We start from the raw sequence: 15,984 nt of genomic DNA, 5'->3' as shown, positions 1-15,984 counted from the left end.
AGTGCTTGGCGGTTTTCCGTCCGGAGTTGCGTTGAAACAAAGAGCAATTCCAGGAAAAGTGCTTGGCGGTTAGGCCCTGCGGCTTCGCCGCAGCCGCCGTCCAGAATTGCGCCCAGGCAATTGGCTGCAAAAATAGGAGCTCGCTGAGATGGCCTTAGCCGACCTCAGCGAGCCCACGCCCCGACACATTACTCACAGGGCCGACCGTCGGCCTTGCGGGCCGGCGTTTGGTGATGGCGTTCGCGCCACGCGACGCGCGCTTCGCGCGCGGCATGACGGCCGGAGCGCCGGAAGCGCGCAAGACCGGAGCGAGCCCAAAGAAGGGCGCTGCCGTCCTGACGATGGTGTCGATGTCGGAAAGCTCGGCGGCAAAGCCCAGCCGCTTGCGGGCAAGCCCGGGATCGGCGAAAAGCCCGGCCGGATCGCCGGGGCGGCGCGCCTTGTACACGACCGGCACCGGCCGGGACGTGATCCGCTCGACCGCCCCCAGTATTTCCTTGATCGAGATGCCGCGGCCTGTGCCGAGGTTGACCGCGAGGCTTTCGCCGCCGGCAGCCAGATGCAGCAGGGCCTTGAGATGCGCCCGGGCGAGGTCGCTGACATGGATGTAGTCGCGCACGCAGGTTCCGTCCGCGGTCTCATAGTCGGTGCCGAAGATTTCGATCGCCTCGATCATGCCCGACGCGGCCATCAACACCCTGGGGATCAGATGGGTTTCCGGCGTATGCCATTCGCCGAGCTCGCCTTCGGGGTCGGCGCCGCAGGCGTTGAAGTAGCGCAGGATCGCGTACTTCATCCCGTAGGCCGAGGCATAGTCCTTGATGATCTCTTCGCCCATCAGCTTGCTGCGGCCGTAAGGGCTGATCGGATGCTGGGACGAGGTCTCGCGCACGGGCAGCGCCTCGGGCATGCCGTAGGTCGCGCAGCTTGACGAGAAGATGATGTTGTCGATGCCGTTCGCACGCGCGGCGTCGAGCACGGCGATCGTGCCGCCGACATTGACCGAATAATAGTCCGCCGGTTCAGTGACCGACTCGCCGACATAGGCAAGCGCGGCGAAATGGATGATCGCCTGCGGCTTGTGGATCTCGATGGCTTGCTGGAGGGCATTGCGGTCACGAATGTCGCCGACTGCCAGCGGACCCCAGGCCACCGCCTTCCTGTTGCCGCGGCTCAGATTGTCATAGACCACCGGCAAATAGCCGGCCGCCGCGAGTTGCTTGCAGGTGTGGCTGCCGATGAAGCCGGCGCCACCCGTCACCAGAACGGGTGTCATTGCACCACCGCCTCCCGAACAGACGGGCGGCTACCATGCTGAGCCGCAAGCCGGCGGCCGCCCAACAGGGCTTCGAAATAGGCCGTGGTGTGGGCTAATCCTTCGCTGAGCGCGACTCTCGGCTCCCAGCCAAGATGCTGCCTGGCAAAGGAAATGTCGGGCTTGCGCTGCCTGGGATCGTCGACCGGCAGCGGCCGGTGCACGATGCGCGAGCGGGAATTCGTGTAGTCAAGAACGAGCTCGGCCAATTCCATGATGGTGAACTCACCAGGATTGCCGAGATTGACCGGATGTTTCGGAGCCGCCGGCGCCTGCATCAGCCGCACGAAACCATCGATCAGGTCGTCGACATAGCAGAAGGAGCGTGTCTGCGTGCCGCTGCCATAGACCGTGAGGTCGTCGCCGCGCAGCGCCTGGACGATGAGGTTCGACACCACGCGGCCGTCGTCGGGCTGCATGCGCGGCCCGTAAGTGTTGAAGATGCGCGCGACGCGCACGTCGATGCCGTATGTCCTCGAATAATCGTAGAACAGCGTTTCGGCCGAACGCTTGCCCTCGTCGTAGCAGGCGCGCGGGCCATGCGTGTTGACGTTGCCGAAATAGCTCTCGGGTTGCGGATGCACCAGCGGATCGCCATAGACCTCGGAGGTGGAGGCCTGGAATATCTTGGCGCCGTGGCGCCGGGCGAGTTCCAGAAGATTGATCGCGCCCAAAACGCTGGTCTTGAATGTGTGGATGGGATCGGCCTGGTAGTGTGGCGGCGAGGCAGGGCAGGCAAGGTTGTAGATCTCGTCGACGGCCAGATCCATCGGCAAGGTGTCGATGACGTCGTGCTTGACGCAGGTGAAAGCGGCGTCGCGTGCGATGCCGGCTAGATTGTATCTTTTGCCGGTGTGGAAATTGTCCAGCGCGATGACTTCATAGCCGTCGGCGAGCAGCCTCTCGCACAAATGCGAGCCCAGGAAACCCGCCCCGCCCGCAACCAGGGCACGTCCGCGATCGATGTTCTTTCGACCCGAGCCGACCGGTTTCAGAACCTTGATGACCCTATTCATGGCAACCCTCGTACGCACACACAACACGTTCCGGACGGGCCTCGCCCGATCAGGTCAAAACCGCGATTCCTCCGCATGTGCGGAATCGCTGCACTGATGTGCGTCGAAGATTATGAGTTCGCGGGGTTCGTCGCCTTACGGCTTATTTTGCCGCTTGCGCGTCCCTTCGCCCCTAAGTCGCGATCCACGAATCGGTTGCCACCACCGCGGACTGCTCGCCCAAATTGCACACCCAACGCATATAAAGATATACCGGTCGGCTGAGTAGTCAACTAAATTAGCGTTTCGTTAACCACACGTCTTTGCGATTGGTTAACGATAGACGGGTCGAAACAGGTTAGCGCGGCTCAACGACCCCTGCGGCGAATTATGCAATCAAAACAGGCGAACAATTGATATTCTGGACATCCGCTGAAGCCGATCCCACGGAAGTTTGCCGGTTCATCGCGATGGCTCGAAGCAGGATGCGCGAACGAAATTACCGGCGTGCCGGCGCACGCAGTCGGCATATTTCAATATGCAGTCGGAGCTCAGATGTTCTGAACTGAAAGCGGTCCGGCGGCCCGCGCAAAACAATGCGATTGCTGTCCGAAGCCGCTCGGGCTGCAGATATGCGCGGCATTTCCGAGATAGGGATTGACGCTCACGCTGGTGACCGGACGCGGCGCGATCCTTGCTTGAACCCGATTGGGTTTCAAGCTGACCAGGTCGGCATTGCTGCTTTGGGATACGCTGAAGGAAGTCGGCTGGCCAAAATTGAAATATTGACAGCCGGACACGGCCATAATGGCGAAGACAATCAAGGATTTAACAAACGCATTACTCGGTGAGGAAAAGTTGTTCTTGGGCGAACGCCGGTTTGAGTTACCATCGGCTATGAGCATCAATAATCCCCTAGAGTGCGCAAGACACCCCTTGTTTCGAATCATTATCAGCAACCCACCCCGACGCATTATGGCAAACCTGATCAATTTAGCGATAGCTGATTGATCTGACGGGCGGATTTTTCAGCGGACTTTTGGGAGTGAACGGTTGATCTTGCGCGCCCATTCACGCCGGCCGGTTGTCGGGAAGGGCGGATATCGGGCTGATAAGGCAAAAGAATGGCCCGCTAAAGCGGGCCAGGTCGTTGCGGCAATCTTCGCCGTTCGGCGTTATTGCCCGCCCATCTCCTTCTTGAAGGTCTCGAAATCGACCTGCATGCCGTTGAAGATGGTGCTCCAGTGGCGGGTCAGCGCCGCCATGGCGACGGCCTCCTGGATCTCCTCGTCGGTGGCGCCGGCGCGCTTGGCGTCCTGGGTGTCCGACCAGATGCAGTAGTTGCAGGGGATCTGCGCCGCGACCGCCAGCGAGATCAGCGACTTGACCTTCGGCGGCAGCGCCGTCTTGTCGCTGAGTTCGATGGCCTTGACCTCGGCCCAGGCGCCGGGCAGACCGGCTTTCGGGAACTGCTTCACGAAGCTCGGCACGCCGCCCATCGTCGACTGGATGTCCTTCAGCGTCGCGTCGTAATCGTCGGCGCGGGCAGGCGCGGAGGCCAGCATGGTGGCAAATACGCCCGCCGCGGCGATGATCGAGGCGGAACGAAGGCAGGAATGCACGGTTGAGACGATGCGAATGAAAGACATGATGTTCTCCTCTGGCTTTTGTTAGCCTTACGATGTAAGGTATGCGGAAGATGAACCTTACAGTGTAAGTTGTCAAGCACGGCCATGGATGCATCGAGCAAAAAAAAGCGGCCCCGCGGAAAACTCTCCCGCGAGATGATCGAGGTCGCCGCCTTCGAGGTGATCGAGCGGGAAGGACTTTCCGGCTTTTCGATGCGCAAGCTCGCCGCCAGGCTCGGCTGCGAGGCGATGAGCATCTATCATCACTTCCCCTCGCAGGCGCATCTCTATGAGGCGCTGGTCGACCGGCAGATCAGCGGGCTTGTCATCCCCGGCGACGATCTGCCCTGGCGCGACAGGGTCCGCGCGGGCATGCAGGAGTTCCGCCGCGTCGCCACCGAGCACCCGGCCTTCGCGCCGTTCATCGTCGTCTACCGCATGAACTCTCCGCCCTGCCTTGCCAAGCTGAACGCCATCATCGGCCTGTTCGAGGATGGCGGCTTCGGGCCTGAGCTCAGCGCCCGCCTGTTCCGCGCCGCCGGCTACTATCTGATGGGCGCGATTCTCGACGAGACGGCCGGCTACGCCAAGGGGCCGTCGGCGGTCACCACCGTCAGCGGCGAGGAGCTGGGGCGCGACTATCCGTGCGTCATGCGGGCCGGCGCCTATTTCGGCGCCGGCGGCTTCGACAAGACTTTCGAGCTTGGCCTGGAAATGTTTCTGGACGAGATGGAGCGGGTCCGCGAAGCTGCCCGAAACGAAACCGCCGCAAAATAGCGACCATCTCGGCCCGAAGACCAAGGCTCTGAATGCGCTTCCTCTCCATCCTTCTTCTCATTGCCGGTGCTGCCATCGGCATCTTCTATCCTTGGGCGATGAGCAATTTTTCCGGCCATGCCATCGGCGCCTGGCGCGTCTATGAGGGCGGCCGCTTCCGGCCGGTCACGGTGCGGCTTGCCGCAAGCGATGCGCCGGTGCGAGTGCTGGTCGACCTGACCGCGCGGGCCGAGCGCGTCGCCGGGCAGCAGCGCACGCTGCTGACGCTGACCGCGGCGAGCGGCGGCCGCACGGCGCTGGCATCGACGCTCTCCTTCAACCACACCGACAATCCGCGCCAGGTCAGCCTGCAACTGCCCGACAAGATCTTTCGCGACGAGGCCGGCGTCATCGAGGCGGTCACGCCCGGTCCTTATGTCTTCACCGTCGGCCCGGGCGATGCCGACGGCATCGACATGCGCGCGGTCGATCTCATCCTGCGTGCCGGCACCGGCTCGATCGACGAACGCGCTGAGCCGGCCGGCTACACGCTGATGGGCATCGGCGTGGCCGGATTGGCGCTGTCGCTGGTCTTCGGTCGCCGCGGCGGTGGCCATCCGCAGAACCCCAATTCGCAGCCGCCACCGCCGCGCTGGGGCCGCAACGGCTCGCCTGGAGCATGATGCCGGAAGGTGTGAAGCGGGTTTTCGGATGACATCATCCTCTATCACTTCAATTTAGAGTAAGCGCATGAACTACCGTCACGCCTATCACGCCGGCAATTTCGCCGATGTCGTCAAGCACGCCGTGCTGGCGCGCCTCGTCGAATATCTCAAACAGAAGGACAAGGCTTTTCGCGTTGTCGACACTCATGCCGGCATCGGCCGCTACGATCTCGCCTCGGTCGAAGCCGGCAAGACCGGCGAGTGGCAGGGCGGCATTGGTCGGCTCTTCGAGGCGACGCTCGAGCCGCAAGCGGCGGCACTGCTTCAGCCCTATCTGGAAGCGGTGCGCGCGCAAAATCCCGACGGCGGCCTCAAGCATTATCCCGGCTCGCCACTGATCGTGCGCCATCTGCTGCGCAACCAGGACCGGCTGACGGCGATCGAGTTGCACCCCCAGGATGCCGCGCGGCTGAAATCGGCTTTCGCCGGCGATTTCCAGACGAGGGTGATCGAGCTCGACGGCTGGCTGGCGCCCGGCGCGCAACTGCCGCCGAAGGAAAAGCGCGGCCTCGTCCTCATCGATCCGCCCTTCGAGGAGGAGGGCGAGTTCTCCCGTCTCGTCGAGGGCCTGCAAAGGGCGCATCGGCGCTGGCCGGGCGGCATCTATGCGCTCTGGTACCCGATCAAGGATCGCAAGGCGGTGACCGCTTTCCGCGCGGCGTTGAAGGAAACCGGCATTCCGAAACTGCTCGACATCGCCTTCGAGATCCGGCCTGCCTCGGACGAGCCCAGCCTCGACGGCAGCGGCCTGGTGGTGGTCAATCCGCCCTACACGCTGGAAGGCGAACTGAAGACCCTGTTGCCGGGCCTGCACAAGGTGCTCGCCGTCCGGCAACCCTCGCGCTGGACGCTCGATTGGCTGGCCGGCGAGTAGGCGCTTAAGCCAGCGCCGAGGGCGTCACGCCGGTCAGCCGCCGGCTCTCGCGGATCAGATGCGCCTGGTCGGCATAGCCGGCTTCGATCGCGAGCAGCGCGGTCGAGGCGTCGCCTTGCTGCCGTTGCAGGCGCCGGAAGCGGTGGAAGCGCAGGATGCGGTCGAGCGTTTTGGGACCATAGCCGAAAGCGTCCTCGAAACGCCGGCGCAGCGTCCGCTCGCTCATATGCAGGTGACGCTGCAGGAACGGAACCAGCGGCGTTTCCGGCGGCAGGCCCTCTTCGATGACGTCGAAAGCGCCGCCCATCAGCGGGTCGAGCGCATTGCGTCCTTCCGAGTGAGCGCCGATCGTCTGTTCCAGGTGCCACACCAACTTGGCCAGGCTGGACGTCGGCCTGATACGGTCCGAAAGTTCCCGGCAGCGCGTGCCCCATAATTCGTCGAGCCCGAGCCGTCCGCCGAGGATTTCGCTCACCGGCACGCCGAGCCAGCCGGAGGCCGCGCCCGGCCGGAAGCGGAAGCCGATGATCATCGCGCCGGCCGGCGGCGTCTCGATCTGCGGCTCCTTGTCCGGTCCGGCCACGCGAAAACGGCCGTCGATCCATTGCAGGTCGATCGTGGCGTCCGGCGTGATGACGATGGGTGGCGAGGCGCGGTCGTCCATGCGGTGGACCCAGACCGCTGAGAAGGCGTCGCTCAGCCCTCGGCGGACGGGCCGTTCCCGAAAGAAGCCGGTTGTCTGCGCCAGGACCGGTTCCATTCTCTCTTCGATCTGCTCCGCTGGTCTCACTTGCCGGGTCGGTGCAACGGCTACTTTGGCCGAAATCTTCAATGCCGGCCACTTCATCCATGGCAGAACGGACGCAGCTCGCTGGTGCCCCTCGGCGCCTTTTGCCAACCACATCCGATTTCGGACGTTGGTCACGAATATAGAAAGGAGTGAGAGAAATGAAAGCTCGTATCACCGTACTCACGCTTGGCGTCGACGATCTCGAAGCGTCGCTCAAATTCTACCGCGACGGTCTCGGCCTGCCGACCGAAGGCATCATCGGCCGCGAATTCGAGCATGGCGCCGTCGCCTTCTTCGATCTCGCCGGCGGCCTGAAATTCGCCATCTACGAGCGCGCCAACATCGCCTGGGATGCCACGGTGCCGCAGAGCGGCCGCAGCCCGACCGAGTTGACCATCGGCCACAATGTCGGCAGCGAGGCCGAGGTCGACGCGGTGATGGCTGAAGCCGTCAAGGCCGGCGCCCGCGTGGTCAAGCCGGCGCAGAAGACCTTCTGGGGCGGCTATGCCGGCTATTTTCAGGATCCCGACGGTCATCTGTGGGAGGTCGTCTACAACCCGGCCTTCGTCCCCGAGGACTGAGCGGAGCAGGATACGTCATCGACAGAGGAGGCCGCCATGCCCGTTCAAACCATTCAGGGGCTTGGCGCTCTCCTGATCGGCGGCGTGTTCGTCTTCGCCGGCATCGAGCATTTCGTGAAATTCGCGGCGATGCGCGATTATCTGGCCGCCCAGAAATTTCCGGCCCCGGCCTTCATGCTGGCCGTCGGCTCGACGGCCGAAATCGTTGCCGGTTTCCTGCTTGCCGTTGGCATAGCCCGGCCGTTTGCCGCCGTCGCGCTGGTCATCTTCACGCTGGCGACGAACGTGATGCTTTTGCGTTTCTGGGCCAGTGAGGAGCCGGAACGCCAGGTGCTGCGCAATGCCTTCCTGATCAACATCGCCGTCATCGGCGGGCTGCTGCTGGCCGGCATACTTGATTAGTCGGTGAAATCCGGAACGAAGTTTTGCGGAAACCCCAAAGTCTCTTCCGGAAAACCTTTATTTCGCGCCGGCTTGACCGCCGCCAACCGAATCCGCACAGTGCGTGCAACCGACCTCGAGAGGCTGTCATGACTCGCTTCGCTCATTCCGCTCTTGCCGCGCTGGTTGCGCTGTCCACTCCGTTTGCCGCCCCGCTGGGCTTTAGCCAAGCGGCGCAGGCCGCCGACCTCAGCGTTTATTCCGGGGACGACGGCAGCGTCTGCGGCGAAAGCTGGGTGCTGAGCAAGATCACCGACCGCTTCTCCTATCAGGTGCATCACGTGCCGCATCTGCCGGACGTCGCGATCACCGATTTCCGCAACATCCGCCAGCATCGTTATGAGCCGGCCAATGACGAATGGCCGATCGGCCGCCACTATTGCCGCGCCACCGTCAACCTGTCCGACGGCCGCGACCGCTCGATCTTCTACCTGATCGAGGAAGGCCAGGGCTTTGCCTCGATCGGCGACAATGTCGAGTTCTGCGTCTCGGGCTTCGACCGCTGGATGGTTTATAACGGCCGCTGCCGCGTGCTGCGCTGAGGTGCGTTGATATTCAGGTGAGGCCGGCCTGCAAATGCCGACTTCCTGCGCTTCCGGTGCTCACGTACTCAAGTACGCTCCGCTCCGGTTCTCGGAAGTCGTCATTTTCGACTCGGCCTGACCTGAATCTCAACACACCTTAAAGCATCCGCCTGCGGGGCTGGAGTGCCCGAGCCGCTTCTTGTTTCGCGCGCTGCCATGAGTTTGTGAATCGGGAAACTTCATGGATATTTCAACCCTCCTCGCCTTCGCGGCCGCATTCTTCGTGTTTGCAGCCAGTCCTGGACCCGACAATATGACGATCGTTGCCCGCACGATCTCCAGCGGTGCTGCGTCGGGCATCGCCTACGGGGCCGGGACGGTGGTCGGTATCCTGATCTTTCTGGTGCTCGCCACCTTCGGGCTGTCGATCATCGCCGCCAAGATGGCGGTCATCATGACCGTGCTTCGCTATGGCGGCGCGGCCTATCTGATCTGGATGGGCATCAGGCTGTGGACCGCTGTGCCCATGGTGCCGCAATTGCAGCCCGTGCCGAACAGGCGCGGCTTGCTGGCGACCTTCGCCACCGGCATCGCCCTCAACCTCGGCAATCCGAAGATGCCGCTATTCTACGTTGCGCTGCTGCCCAACGTGGTCGGCGCGTCGCTCAACACAAGCGATCTTGGCGTGCTGGCGACAGTGATCCTGATCGTCGAGGCCGTGGTCATCGGCGGGCATGTCGTGCTCGCCGGCCGAGCCCGCGGCCTGTTGCGCACCCCCGCGATCGTGCGCCGCGTGAACCGCGCCGCGGGCGGCGTGATGATCGGCGCCGGCGTGGCCGTGGTCGCCACGCGCTGAGAGCCGCCGGTTCAATGGCAGCTGATCGACAGCTGGGGTAGGCGCTGCCCCGCCGACCTATCCTGAATTGGTTTCATCACCACCAGCCCGCGCAAGCAGCAGGGCGCGTTCCCTATCATTGCTCGTCAGCGCGGCAGCGCGGCGAAACTCCGCGTGGGCTTCGTCCATCCGTCCAAGCTTCTCCAGAAGGTCGCCGCGCACCGTGGGCAACAGATGCGTATCCTTGAGCCGGGGTTCGTCACGCAGCGCGTCGGCGATGGCGAGCCCTTGCGCCGGTCCGAACGCCATGCCGGCAGCGACCGCCCGGTTGACCTCGACGATGGGCGAGGGCGCTGCCAGCGCGAGCGCCTGGTAGTATGCGGCGATGGCGATCCAGTCGGTGTCGGCGGCGCTCAGCGCGCGCGCATGGCAGGCGGCGATCATCGCCTGCAGCTGGTAGGGGCCAGGTGTCGGTGTCAGCGCCATCGCGCGGTTCAGCCCGTCAAGGCCGCGCCGGATCAGCGACCAGTCCCAGCGATTGCGGTCCTGGGCGAGCAAAAGGACCGGATTGCCCGCCGCGTCGATGCGGGCGCCAAAGCGCGAGGCGCTGAGCTCCATCAGCGCCACCAGGCCGAGCGCCTCGGGCTCCTGCGGCACCAGCGCCGCCAGCAAGCGGCCGAGGCGCATCGCTTCGCTGCTAAGATCCGGGCGCAGCCAGTCCGGTCCGGCGGAAGCGACATAGCCTTCGTTGAAGATCAGGTAGATCACCTCCAGCACGGCGCCGAGGCGTTCGCGCCGCTCCTGCCCGCGCGGCGTCTCGAAGGCGATGCCGGCATCGCGCAGCGTCCTTTTGGCGCGCACGATGCGCTGGGCGACGGTCGTCTCCGCCACCAGGAAGGCGCGCGCGATCTCGGGCGTCGACAGCCCGCCCAGCATCCGCAAGGTAAGCGCCGCGCGCTGCTCGGCCGGCAGCACCGGATGGCAGGCGGTGAAGATCAGCCGCAACAGATCGTCGTCGATGTCCTCGTCGAGCGCCGCTTCGATGTCGGGCACCTCGCGCTCCAGCTCAGCGAGGTCGACGGCCAGCTGGCGATGCTTGCCGTCGATCAGCACGGTTCGGCGCAGCCGATCGAGCGCCCGGTTGGTGGCGACCCGGGTCAGCCAGGCGGCCGGATTGTTCGGAACACCGTCTTGCGGCCAGCGTTCCAGCGCCTGCACGAAAGCATCCTGCACCACCTCCTCGGCCAGGCCGACGTCGCGCAGGATGCGGGTGAGCCTGGCGGCGAGCTTCGGCTGCTCGATCCGCCAGACCGCTTCCAGGGTTGCCGTCGTGGTCAACCTTTGAGCCCGTCGAAACCTTCGACCACTTTCTGCACGTCGTCGGAAAAATCGCTCATCTCGAAGACTTGGCGGACCTCGATCACTTCATTGTCGGAGGCCGGGCAGCGACGAGCCCATTCGATCGCTTCCTCGCGCGAGCGCACGTCGATCATCCAATAGCCGCCGAGCACTTCCTTGACCTCCGCGAAGGGACCGTCGGTGACGGTCGGCTTGCCGCCGCTGAAGGAGACCCGGGCGCCCGAGGATGGCGGATGCAGCCCGTCGAGCGCGAGCAGCACGCCGGCCCGCTTCAGCTCCTCATTGTATTTCATCATCGTCGCGACGGCGTCGGCTTCGGGTCGAACGTCGGGTGCCGCGGTCGCGTAGCCGCCGGGGATCATCAGCATCATGAAACGCATCTTGTATTCCTTCGGTTGGTTGGTTGCGATGATACGACGAACAGCGATCGGCGGAATCGACAGGCGACACGAATTATTTTGCGATGCCGGTGATCGGGTGAGGCGGCGCGCGAGCCGGCGCCGGCCTTCACTGCTTGGCACTGTCTCAGGCAGCCTTGGCGCCCGATAGGTCAGGTAGCCCGGCTGCCCGACAGATAGGTCGCGATCAGCTCCACAAGCTGCTTTTGCAATTCCGGCGCGTCGAGCATGTTGCGGCGCGCCGCGTTGTGGATCACGCCTTCGACCGCCGAGGAGAGCACGCGCGCCATCGTCTCGGTGTCCTTGCGGCGTTTGCGGTACTGCGCAACGGCCGCGGCGTAGTGGTCGAGATAGCGCGTCTGGAACGAAGCATGCGCGGCGCGCGAGCCGCGGTCGCCCGGCGCCTCGTCGAGCAGCACCTGGTGCAGCGTCGGATGGATCGAGTGCGCGCCGATCATGCCGCGCACCAGCTCACGCGCGAACTGCCTCAGCGGCTTCTCGTCGGCCGCCGCTTCGCTGATCACCGACAGCACATGATCGAAGTGACGGCGCCGGATCGCTTCGACCAGAGCGAGCTTGTCGGGGAAATATTGATAGAGCGAACCGATGCTGACGCCCGCCGCCTCGGCAACCTTGTTGGTGGAAAACCCGGCCCAGCCGAGCTCGCTCAGAACGTGAGCACCGGCTTCGATGATCGCCTCGACGGTGGCGATCGAACGCGCCTGGCGCGGCTGCTTGCGCATGCGCGCGGCCGGCTTGGCAATGCGAGTAGACATGCTGGCCCGTCTCCCGAGAATATAAACAGGATACTCACATTCACTTCGCCAACGCAAATGGGTCCAAAAGGATGAGCGCCAAGACCTTGCTGAAGAGCCTGCTTGTCTACCAGGCCTGGGCCAACGATGAGCTCGCGGGAAAGCTTGCCGGGATGGACCCGGCTTGCGACGCCGGGGAGCGCCACGCTGCGGTCCGGCTGCTGAACCACATCCATGTCGTGTCGCGGATCTTTGCCGCGCATCTGAAGGGCGTTGCCCATGGCTATGCGAGCGACAACACCGAGGAAACCCCGGAGCCGGCCGGACTGCGCGCCGCCCTGGCCGAGGCGGACCGCTGGTATCTCGACTATCTCGAAACCGTTTCGGAACAGGAACTTGCAGAGCCCGTCGCCTTCACCTTCACCGACGGCGACAAAGGCTGCATGACGAGGCAGGAGATGCTGACCCATGTCGTCTTGCACGGCAGCTATCATCGCGGCGAGATCGGCCGCATGCTGGCGCGGATCGCGGTCTCGCCGCCCTGGGACACCTACGCCGTGCATTTGCATCGGGCCGAGCCGATGCGCCGCCTGCAGGGTGTGCGCGAACCCGCGGAGGTCTGACGCTGAATATGAGCTTGAAGCTCACTTTCCAGCAGGTAAGATTTTGCCCCGTTGCGCGGCCGGTTCATCTGTAGATGTTTGTGCTGGACAAGATGAAGCGGGCGTTCAGCAGCTTATTCTCTATTGTGAGCACTCTGCTCACATTCCGATATAGAGCTATGCTGCGGGCCGATGGATGATCAGGCGATAGAAGCCGCGTGAAAATCTACATGGCTGGCCGTCACTTCGAAAGTGACAGATTCGCTCACAATTTTTCAATAAGATGCATCTTGGCGCGTTTTGCGTAACCAAAATTCAATAACTGAAAATCATTGTGTTGCTTCGCTGGCTAGACAGTCGCGAGTCAGATATGCATAGGCACGCCGGGTCACTCACGACCATCGGCAAAACGCAAGGGGCATCGCATGGCAAAGACGACAACCAAGGCGCCGGCGGCGAAAGCGCCGGCAAAGAAGCCGGCAGCTAAGGCTGCCGCGAAACCTGCAGCAGTGAAGAAGGCAGCGGCACCGAAGGCAGCCGCCAAGGCTCCGGCCAAGGCAGCGGCGAAGCCGGCGGCCAAGGCTGCGGCTAAGCCGGCCGCGAAGGCCGCGGCGAAGCCTGCCGCCAAGGCAGCGGCAAAGCCGGCGGCCAAGGCAGCAGCCAAGCCCGCCGCCAAGAAGCCGGCAGCGAAGGCCGCGGCCAAGCCCGCCGCCAAGGCTCCGTTGAAGGCCGCCGCCGCCAAGGCGCCGGCAGCCGTGAAGAAGGCAGCTCCGGCCAAGAAGCCGGCCGCCAAGAAGTAATCGCGTAGCTTCGCTTGGCTGGCCGCAACGGGTGAGGGCGGGTGCCATCCAGGCACCCCTCTCGCCAATTCGGTGTCTGAGCGAGCGGAGTCGGAGCGGACGCTCCTCCTAAAGCTCTCGGAAATTTTGCCGCCGGCAAAACTTCCGGGAGCTTTTTCGTTGCGGCAGCCGGCGCCGGCAATATGCATTGGCCAATCTGGATTGGTCTGCTGGCCGTTGCCCTTCGGATCGCGATCGGTCAACAGTGCCGCAAACAACTGGAAAGCCGATCATGCCGAAATTGCTCTACGCGTCCACGTCCCCCTACAGTTCGAAGGTCCGCATGGCGGCCATCTATGCCGGCATCGCCGTCGACCTCGTGCCGGTCAAGACGGAGGACAAGCCCGCCGAACTGATCTCGGCCAACCCGCTCGGCAAGATCCCGGTGCTGGTGCTGGAGGACGGCCGCACGATCCACGACAGCAGGGCCATCACCCAGCATCTCAACCGGCTGTCGAAGAGCGCGCTGTTCCCGCGCAACCCCGACAAGCGTCTCGAGGCGGAAGTGCTGGAGGCGCTGGCCGACGGCATCTGCGACTGCGCGCTGTCGATGGTCTATGAGCGGCGCACGCGGCCCGAGGAAATGGTCTACCAGCCCTGGCTCGACCGCCAGTGGGCGAAGATCATCACCGCGCTCGACCTGCTCAATGCCAACCCGCCGAAGCTGCCGAAGAAGATCACCGCCGGCCACATGGCGCTGCGCGCCACCCTCGGCTATCTGGCGCTGCGTTTTGGCGGACAGTGGGAAAAGGGCCGCAGCCGGCTGGTGCGCTGGGCCGCGCGGTTTGATGAGAAGTTTCCGGAGCTGAAGGGGGCAGTGCCGGGGTGAGGAGCCTTCTCCTTCTCCCCTTGTGGGAGAAGGTGGATCGGCGCGATAGCGCCGAGACGGATGAGGGGTGTTGGAGGCAACGAGGCGCTGGCGAACCCGGCGCACGGAAGACTGATGAAGGTCCGCGTCAAGCTGGAGCACCCCTCATCCGTCCGAGCTTTCGCTCGGCCACCTTCTCCCACAAGGGGAGAAGGAGGGGCCGCGCACTTGAACCCCACCGCCTTCCATGCTTGCCTGACATCACCCAGATCGCGGAGTGGTGAGCATGACAAAGCCTCCAACCAGCGTCGCGCCTGATCCGATGGTCGCGCGCCTGCGCGCCGCGCTCGGCAAGCGCGTCTTCACCGAGCAGAAGATGTTCGGCGGCACCTGCTTCATGATCAACGGCAACATGCTGATCGGAACCTCGAAGCGCGGGCTCCTGGTGCGTGTCGGCAAGGATGCGCATGCGGCCGCCGCATCGCTTCCTCATGCGAGCACGATGGAAATGGGCGGGCGGTCCATGGAAGGCTATATCCGTGTAGCGCCGGAAGGCACGGCAACCGATGCCGATCTCGCCGGCTGGCTCGATCGCGCATTGGCTTTCGTCGGGACGCTGGCGCCGAAAGTCAAACCGGCGAAGAAGCGCGCCTGAGGCGAACGCAGGTACAAAAAAAGCCGGGCGCAAGGCCCGGCTTTTCCGTGTCGTGGCTTCTAACGACTTAGAACTTCATACCGACGCCGAAGGTGACGCGGTTGTCCGAGGACTTGACCTTGCCTTCGTCGCCGAAGCTGTGGCTGCCGAAGTCGGTGTAGCGGTACTCGACGCGGCCGAACACATTGTCCGTGACCTTGATGTCGGTGCCGACGCCGGCGGTCCAGCCGAGCATGGCCTTGCTGTCGTTCACGCCGGTGACGCTGTCGTCGATCTTCTGGTTCTTGGCAGCGAGACCGCCCGTGCCGTAGAGCAGGATTTCCGGGGTCACGGCATAGCCGAGGCGAGCGCGCAGCGAGCCTTCGATGCCGGTCTTGGCGTTGAGGCCGTTGCTCGAACCCTTGGTGCCATTGAAGCCGAGGTCGGCTTCAGCACCATACACGAAGTTGTCCTGCTGCCAGTTGTAGCCGCCGAACACGCCGCCGATGAAGCCCTTGGTCTTGGCGTCGACGCCCTGATCCTTGGCCTTCACATGGCCGCCGAAGCCGTAGCCGAGATTGATACCGGCATAGGGACCGGCCCAGGAAGCAACCGGAAGCTCCGCAACCGGGGCGGGAGCCGGGGGCTCTTCGGAAACGACGTCCGCTGCAAACGCGGTACCAGCGAAGGCGAACAGCCCGAGCGCAGCGGCGAGCGGCGCGAATTTGAGATTGGTCTTCATTATTATAACTCCTTAAGCCACAAGACACTTAGGCTTGCTTGTTCATGAAACGCCCCGGCCCGTCCGGGGGGATAAACGGGTCTGGCGTTCAACGGTTCCAAATGTCGTGCTGAAATGCGGCTGAAGCGAACCTGAACTTGGGTCATTACCCGGCGCGAATGAGGCCGAACCTTGACGTTGCATCTTCGCAACAGCGAAATGTCAGCAGGCTAATCATGTTGCGCTGCACACCGCTTGGTTCAAGGGGTCCGGCGACATATATTGAGCGATGACAAGCCCCGAATCCGGGCCGGGCGAATGTGTGTTCAGGCCGCTTCGCCACATTCCTGCCCCAGGTGGAAATGGTGTTTAACACCTTGGTCCGTCATATTGTGCCGGCTTCC

20 protein-coding genes are annotated in these 15,984 nt (G+C 63.8%); 11 read left to right on the top strand and 9 right to left on the bottom strand.

Annotated elements, in window-relative coordinates:
* Positions 1-154: 154 nt before the first annotated feature.
* The 4 genes from galE to KVT37_RS21420 form a co-directional block, all read right to left on the bottom strand.
* Entirely contained in the window at positions 155-1,276 is a 1,122-nt protein-coding gene (galE, locus tag KVT37_RS21435; protein ID WP_217576724.1) for a UDP-glucose 4-epimerase GalE, read from the bottom strand.
* Complete coding sequence (locus KVT37_RS21430; protein WP_217576722.1) at positions 1,273-2,331, bottom strand: UDP-glucuronic acid decarboxylase family protein; 1,059 nt, start codon at positions 2,329-2,331, stop codon at positions 1,273-1,275. The genes galE and KVT37_RS21430 overlap by 4 nt, the downstream gene beginning before the upstream one ends.
* Before the next feature lie 530 nt (positions 2,332-2,861).
* Positions 2,862-3,215: a hypothetical protein gene (locus tag KVT37_RS21425; RefSeq protein WP_217576720.1), complete on the bottom strand. Its 354-nt coding sequence runs from the start codon at positions 3,213-3,215 to the stop codon at positions 2,862-2,864.
* 270 nt (positions 3,216-3,485) lie between these two features.
* Positions 3,486-3,959 carry a carboxymuconolactone decarboxylase family protein gene (locus tag KVT37_RS21420; RefSeq protein ID WP_217576718.1) on the bottom strand — a complete coding sequence of 158 codons (474 nt, stop codon included), beginning with the start codon at positions 3,957-3,959 and terminating at the stop codon, positions 3,486-3,488.
* 135 nt (positions 3,960-4,094) lie between these two features.
* Here KVT37_RS21420 and KVT37_RS21415 point away from each other — a divergent pair, with 135 nt between their 5' ends.
* The 3 genes from KVT37_RS21415 to KVT37_RS21405 all read left to right on the top strand — a co-directional run bounded on the left by KVT37_RS21415 (position 4,095) and on the right by KVT37_RS21405 (position 6,293).
* Positions 4,095-4,715, top strand: a complete 621-nt coding sequence (locus KVT37_RS21415) for a TetR/AcrR family transcriptional regulator (protein WP_254634169.1) — start codon at positions 4,095-4,097, stop codon at positions 4,713-4,715.
* A gap of 32 nt (positions 4,716-4,747) precedes the next feature.
* Positions 4,748-5,377 (top strand): hypothetical protein, encoded by a 630-nt coding sequence (locus KVT37_RS21410; protein WP_217576715.1) that lies wholly within the window; start codon positions 4,748-4,750, stop codon positions 5,375-5,377.
* 67 nt (positions 5,378-5,444) lie between these two features.
* On the top strand, positions 5,445-6,293 hold the full coding sequence (locus KVT37_RS21405; RefSeq protein ID WP_217576713.1) for a 23S rRNA (adenine(2030)-N(6))-methyltransferase RlmJ: 849 nt from the start codon (positions 5,445-5,447) through the stop codon (positions 6,291-6,293).
* Between the two features lie 4 nt (positions 6,294-6,297).
* Here the strand turns inward: KVT37_RS21405 and KVT37_RS21400 are convergent, their stop codons facing one another.
* Positions 6,298-7,053 carry a helix-turn-helix domain-containing protein gene (locus KVT37_RS21400; RefSeq protein WP_217576711.1) on the bottom strand — a complete coding sequence of 252 codons (756 nt, stop codon included), beginning with the start codon at positions 7,051-7,053 and terminating at the stop codon, positions 6,298-6,300.
* 188 nt (positions 7,054-7,241) lie between these two features.
* Between KVT37_RS21400 and KVT37_RS21395 the strand changes: the two genes are divergently transcribed.
* From KVT37_RS21395 to KVT37_RS21380, 4 genes are all read left to right on the top strand, one after another.
* Positions 7,242-7,664, top strand: coding sequence for a VOC family protein (locus tag KVT37_RS21395; protein WP_217576709.1), 423 nt, complete (start codon positions 7,242-7,244; stop codon positions 7,662-7,664).
* A gap of 36 nt (positions 7,665-7,700) precedes the next feature.
* The gene (locus KVT37_RS21390; protein WP_217576707.1) at positions 7,701-8,066 is read left to right on the top strand and encodes a DoxX family protein; all 366 of its coding nucleotides are present in this window, start codon (positions 7,701-7,703) and stop codon (positions 8,064-8,066) included.
* Positions 8,067-8,194: 128 nt separating this feature from the next.
* Entirely contained in the window at positions 8,195-8,647 is a 453-nt protein-coding gene (locus KVT37_RS21385) for a hypothetical protein (protein WP_217576705.1), read from the top strand.
* 223 nt (positions 8,648-8,870) lie between these two features.
* Positions 8,871-9,485: a LysE family translocator gene (locus tag KVT37_RS21380; protein WP_217576703.1), complete on the top strand. Its 615-nt coding sequence runs from the start codon at positions 8,871-8,873 to the stop codon at positions 9,483-9,485.
* 57 nt (positions 9,486-9,542) lie between these two features.
* On the opposite strand, the gene KVT37_RS21375 is transcribed toward KVT37_RS21380, so the two are convergent.
* The 3 genes from KVT37_RS21375 to KVT37_RS21365 all read right to left on the bottom strand — a co-directional run bounded on the left by KVT37_RS21375 (position 9,543) and on the right by KVT37_RS21365 (position 11,964).
* The gene (locus KVT37_RS21375) at positions 9,543-10,802 is read right to left on the bottom strand and encodes an RNA polymerase sigma factor (protein ID WP_217576701.1); all 1,260 of its coding nucleotides are present in this window, start codon (positions 10,800-10,802) and stop codon (positions 9,543-9,545) included.
* A complete protein-coding gene (locus KVT37_RS21370) occupies positions 10,799-11,203 on the bottom strand; it encodes a YciI family protein (RefSeq protein ID WP_217576699.1) in 405 nt (134 codons plus the stop codon). Before KVT37_RS21370 ends, KVT37_RS21375 begins: the two co-directional genes overlap by 4 nt.
* Positions 11,204-11,373: 170 nt before the next feature.
* Positions 11,374-11,964 carry a TetR/AcrR family transcriptional regulator gene (locus KVT37_RS21365; RefSeq protein ID WP_217576886.1) on the bottom strand — a complete coding sequence of 197 codons (591 nt, stop codon included), beginning with the start codon at positions 11,962-11,964 and terminating at the stop codon, positions 11,374-11,376.
* Between the two features lie 104 nt (positions 11,965-12,068).
* Between KVT37_RS21365 and KVT37_RS21360 the strand changes: the two genes are divergently transcribed.
* From KVT37_RS21360 to KVT37_RS21345, 4 genes are all read left to right on the top strand, one after another.
* Positions 12,069-12,599: a DinB family protein gene (locus KVT37_RS21360; protein ID WP_217576697.1), complete on the top strand. Its 531-nt coding sequence runs from the start codon at positions 12,069-12,071 to the stop codon at positions 12,597-12,599.
* Between the two features lie 404 nt (positions 12,600-13,003).
* Positions 13,004-13,378: a hypothetical protein gene (locus KVT37_RS21355; protein ID WP_217576696.1), complete on the top strand. Its 375-nt coding sequence runs from the start codon at positions 13,004-13,006 to the stop codon at positions 13,376-13,378.
* A gap of 271 nt (positions 13,379-13,649) precedes the next feature.
* A complete protein-coding gene (locus KVT37_RS21350; RefSeq protein WP_217576694.1) occupies positions 13,650-14,246 on the top strand; it encodes a glutathione S-transferase family protein in 597 nt (198 codons plus the stop codon).
* Between the two features lie 265 nt (positions 14,247-14,511).
* On the top strand, positions 14,512-14,880 hold the full coding sequence (locus KVT37_RS21345) for a TfoX/Sxy family protein (RefSeq protein ID WP_217576692.1): 369 nt from the start codon (positions 14,512-14,514) through the stop codon (positions 14,878-14,880).
* 67 nt (positions 14,881-14,947) lie between these two features.
* Here KVT37_RS21345 and KVT37_RS21340 read toward each other — a convergent pair whose 3' ends face one another.
* Positions 14,948-15,601 (bottom strand): outer membrane protein, encoded by a 654-nt coding sequence (locus KVT37_RS21340; RefSeq protein WP_217576689.1) that lies wholly within the window; start codon positions 15,599-15,601, stop codon positions 14,948-14,950.
* Between the last annotated feature and the right edge of the window lie 383 nt (positions 15,602-15,984).

Source organism: Mesorhizobium sp. GbtcB19 (assembly GCF_019091085.1).
In the GTDB taxonomy this organism is placed as follows: domain Bacteria; phylum Pseudomonadota; class Alphaproteobacteria; order Rhizobiales; family Rhizobiaceae; genus Mesorhizobium.
Note: the sequence above shows the minus strand (reverse complement) of the source record. Positions and strands in the feature narration are given on the sequence as shown.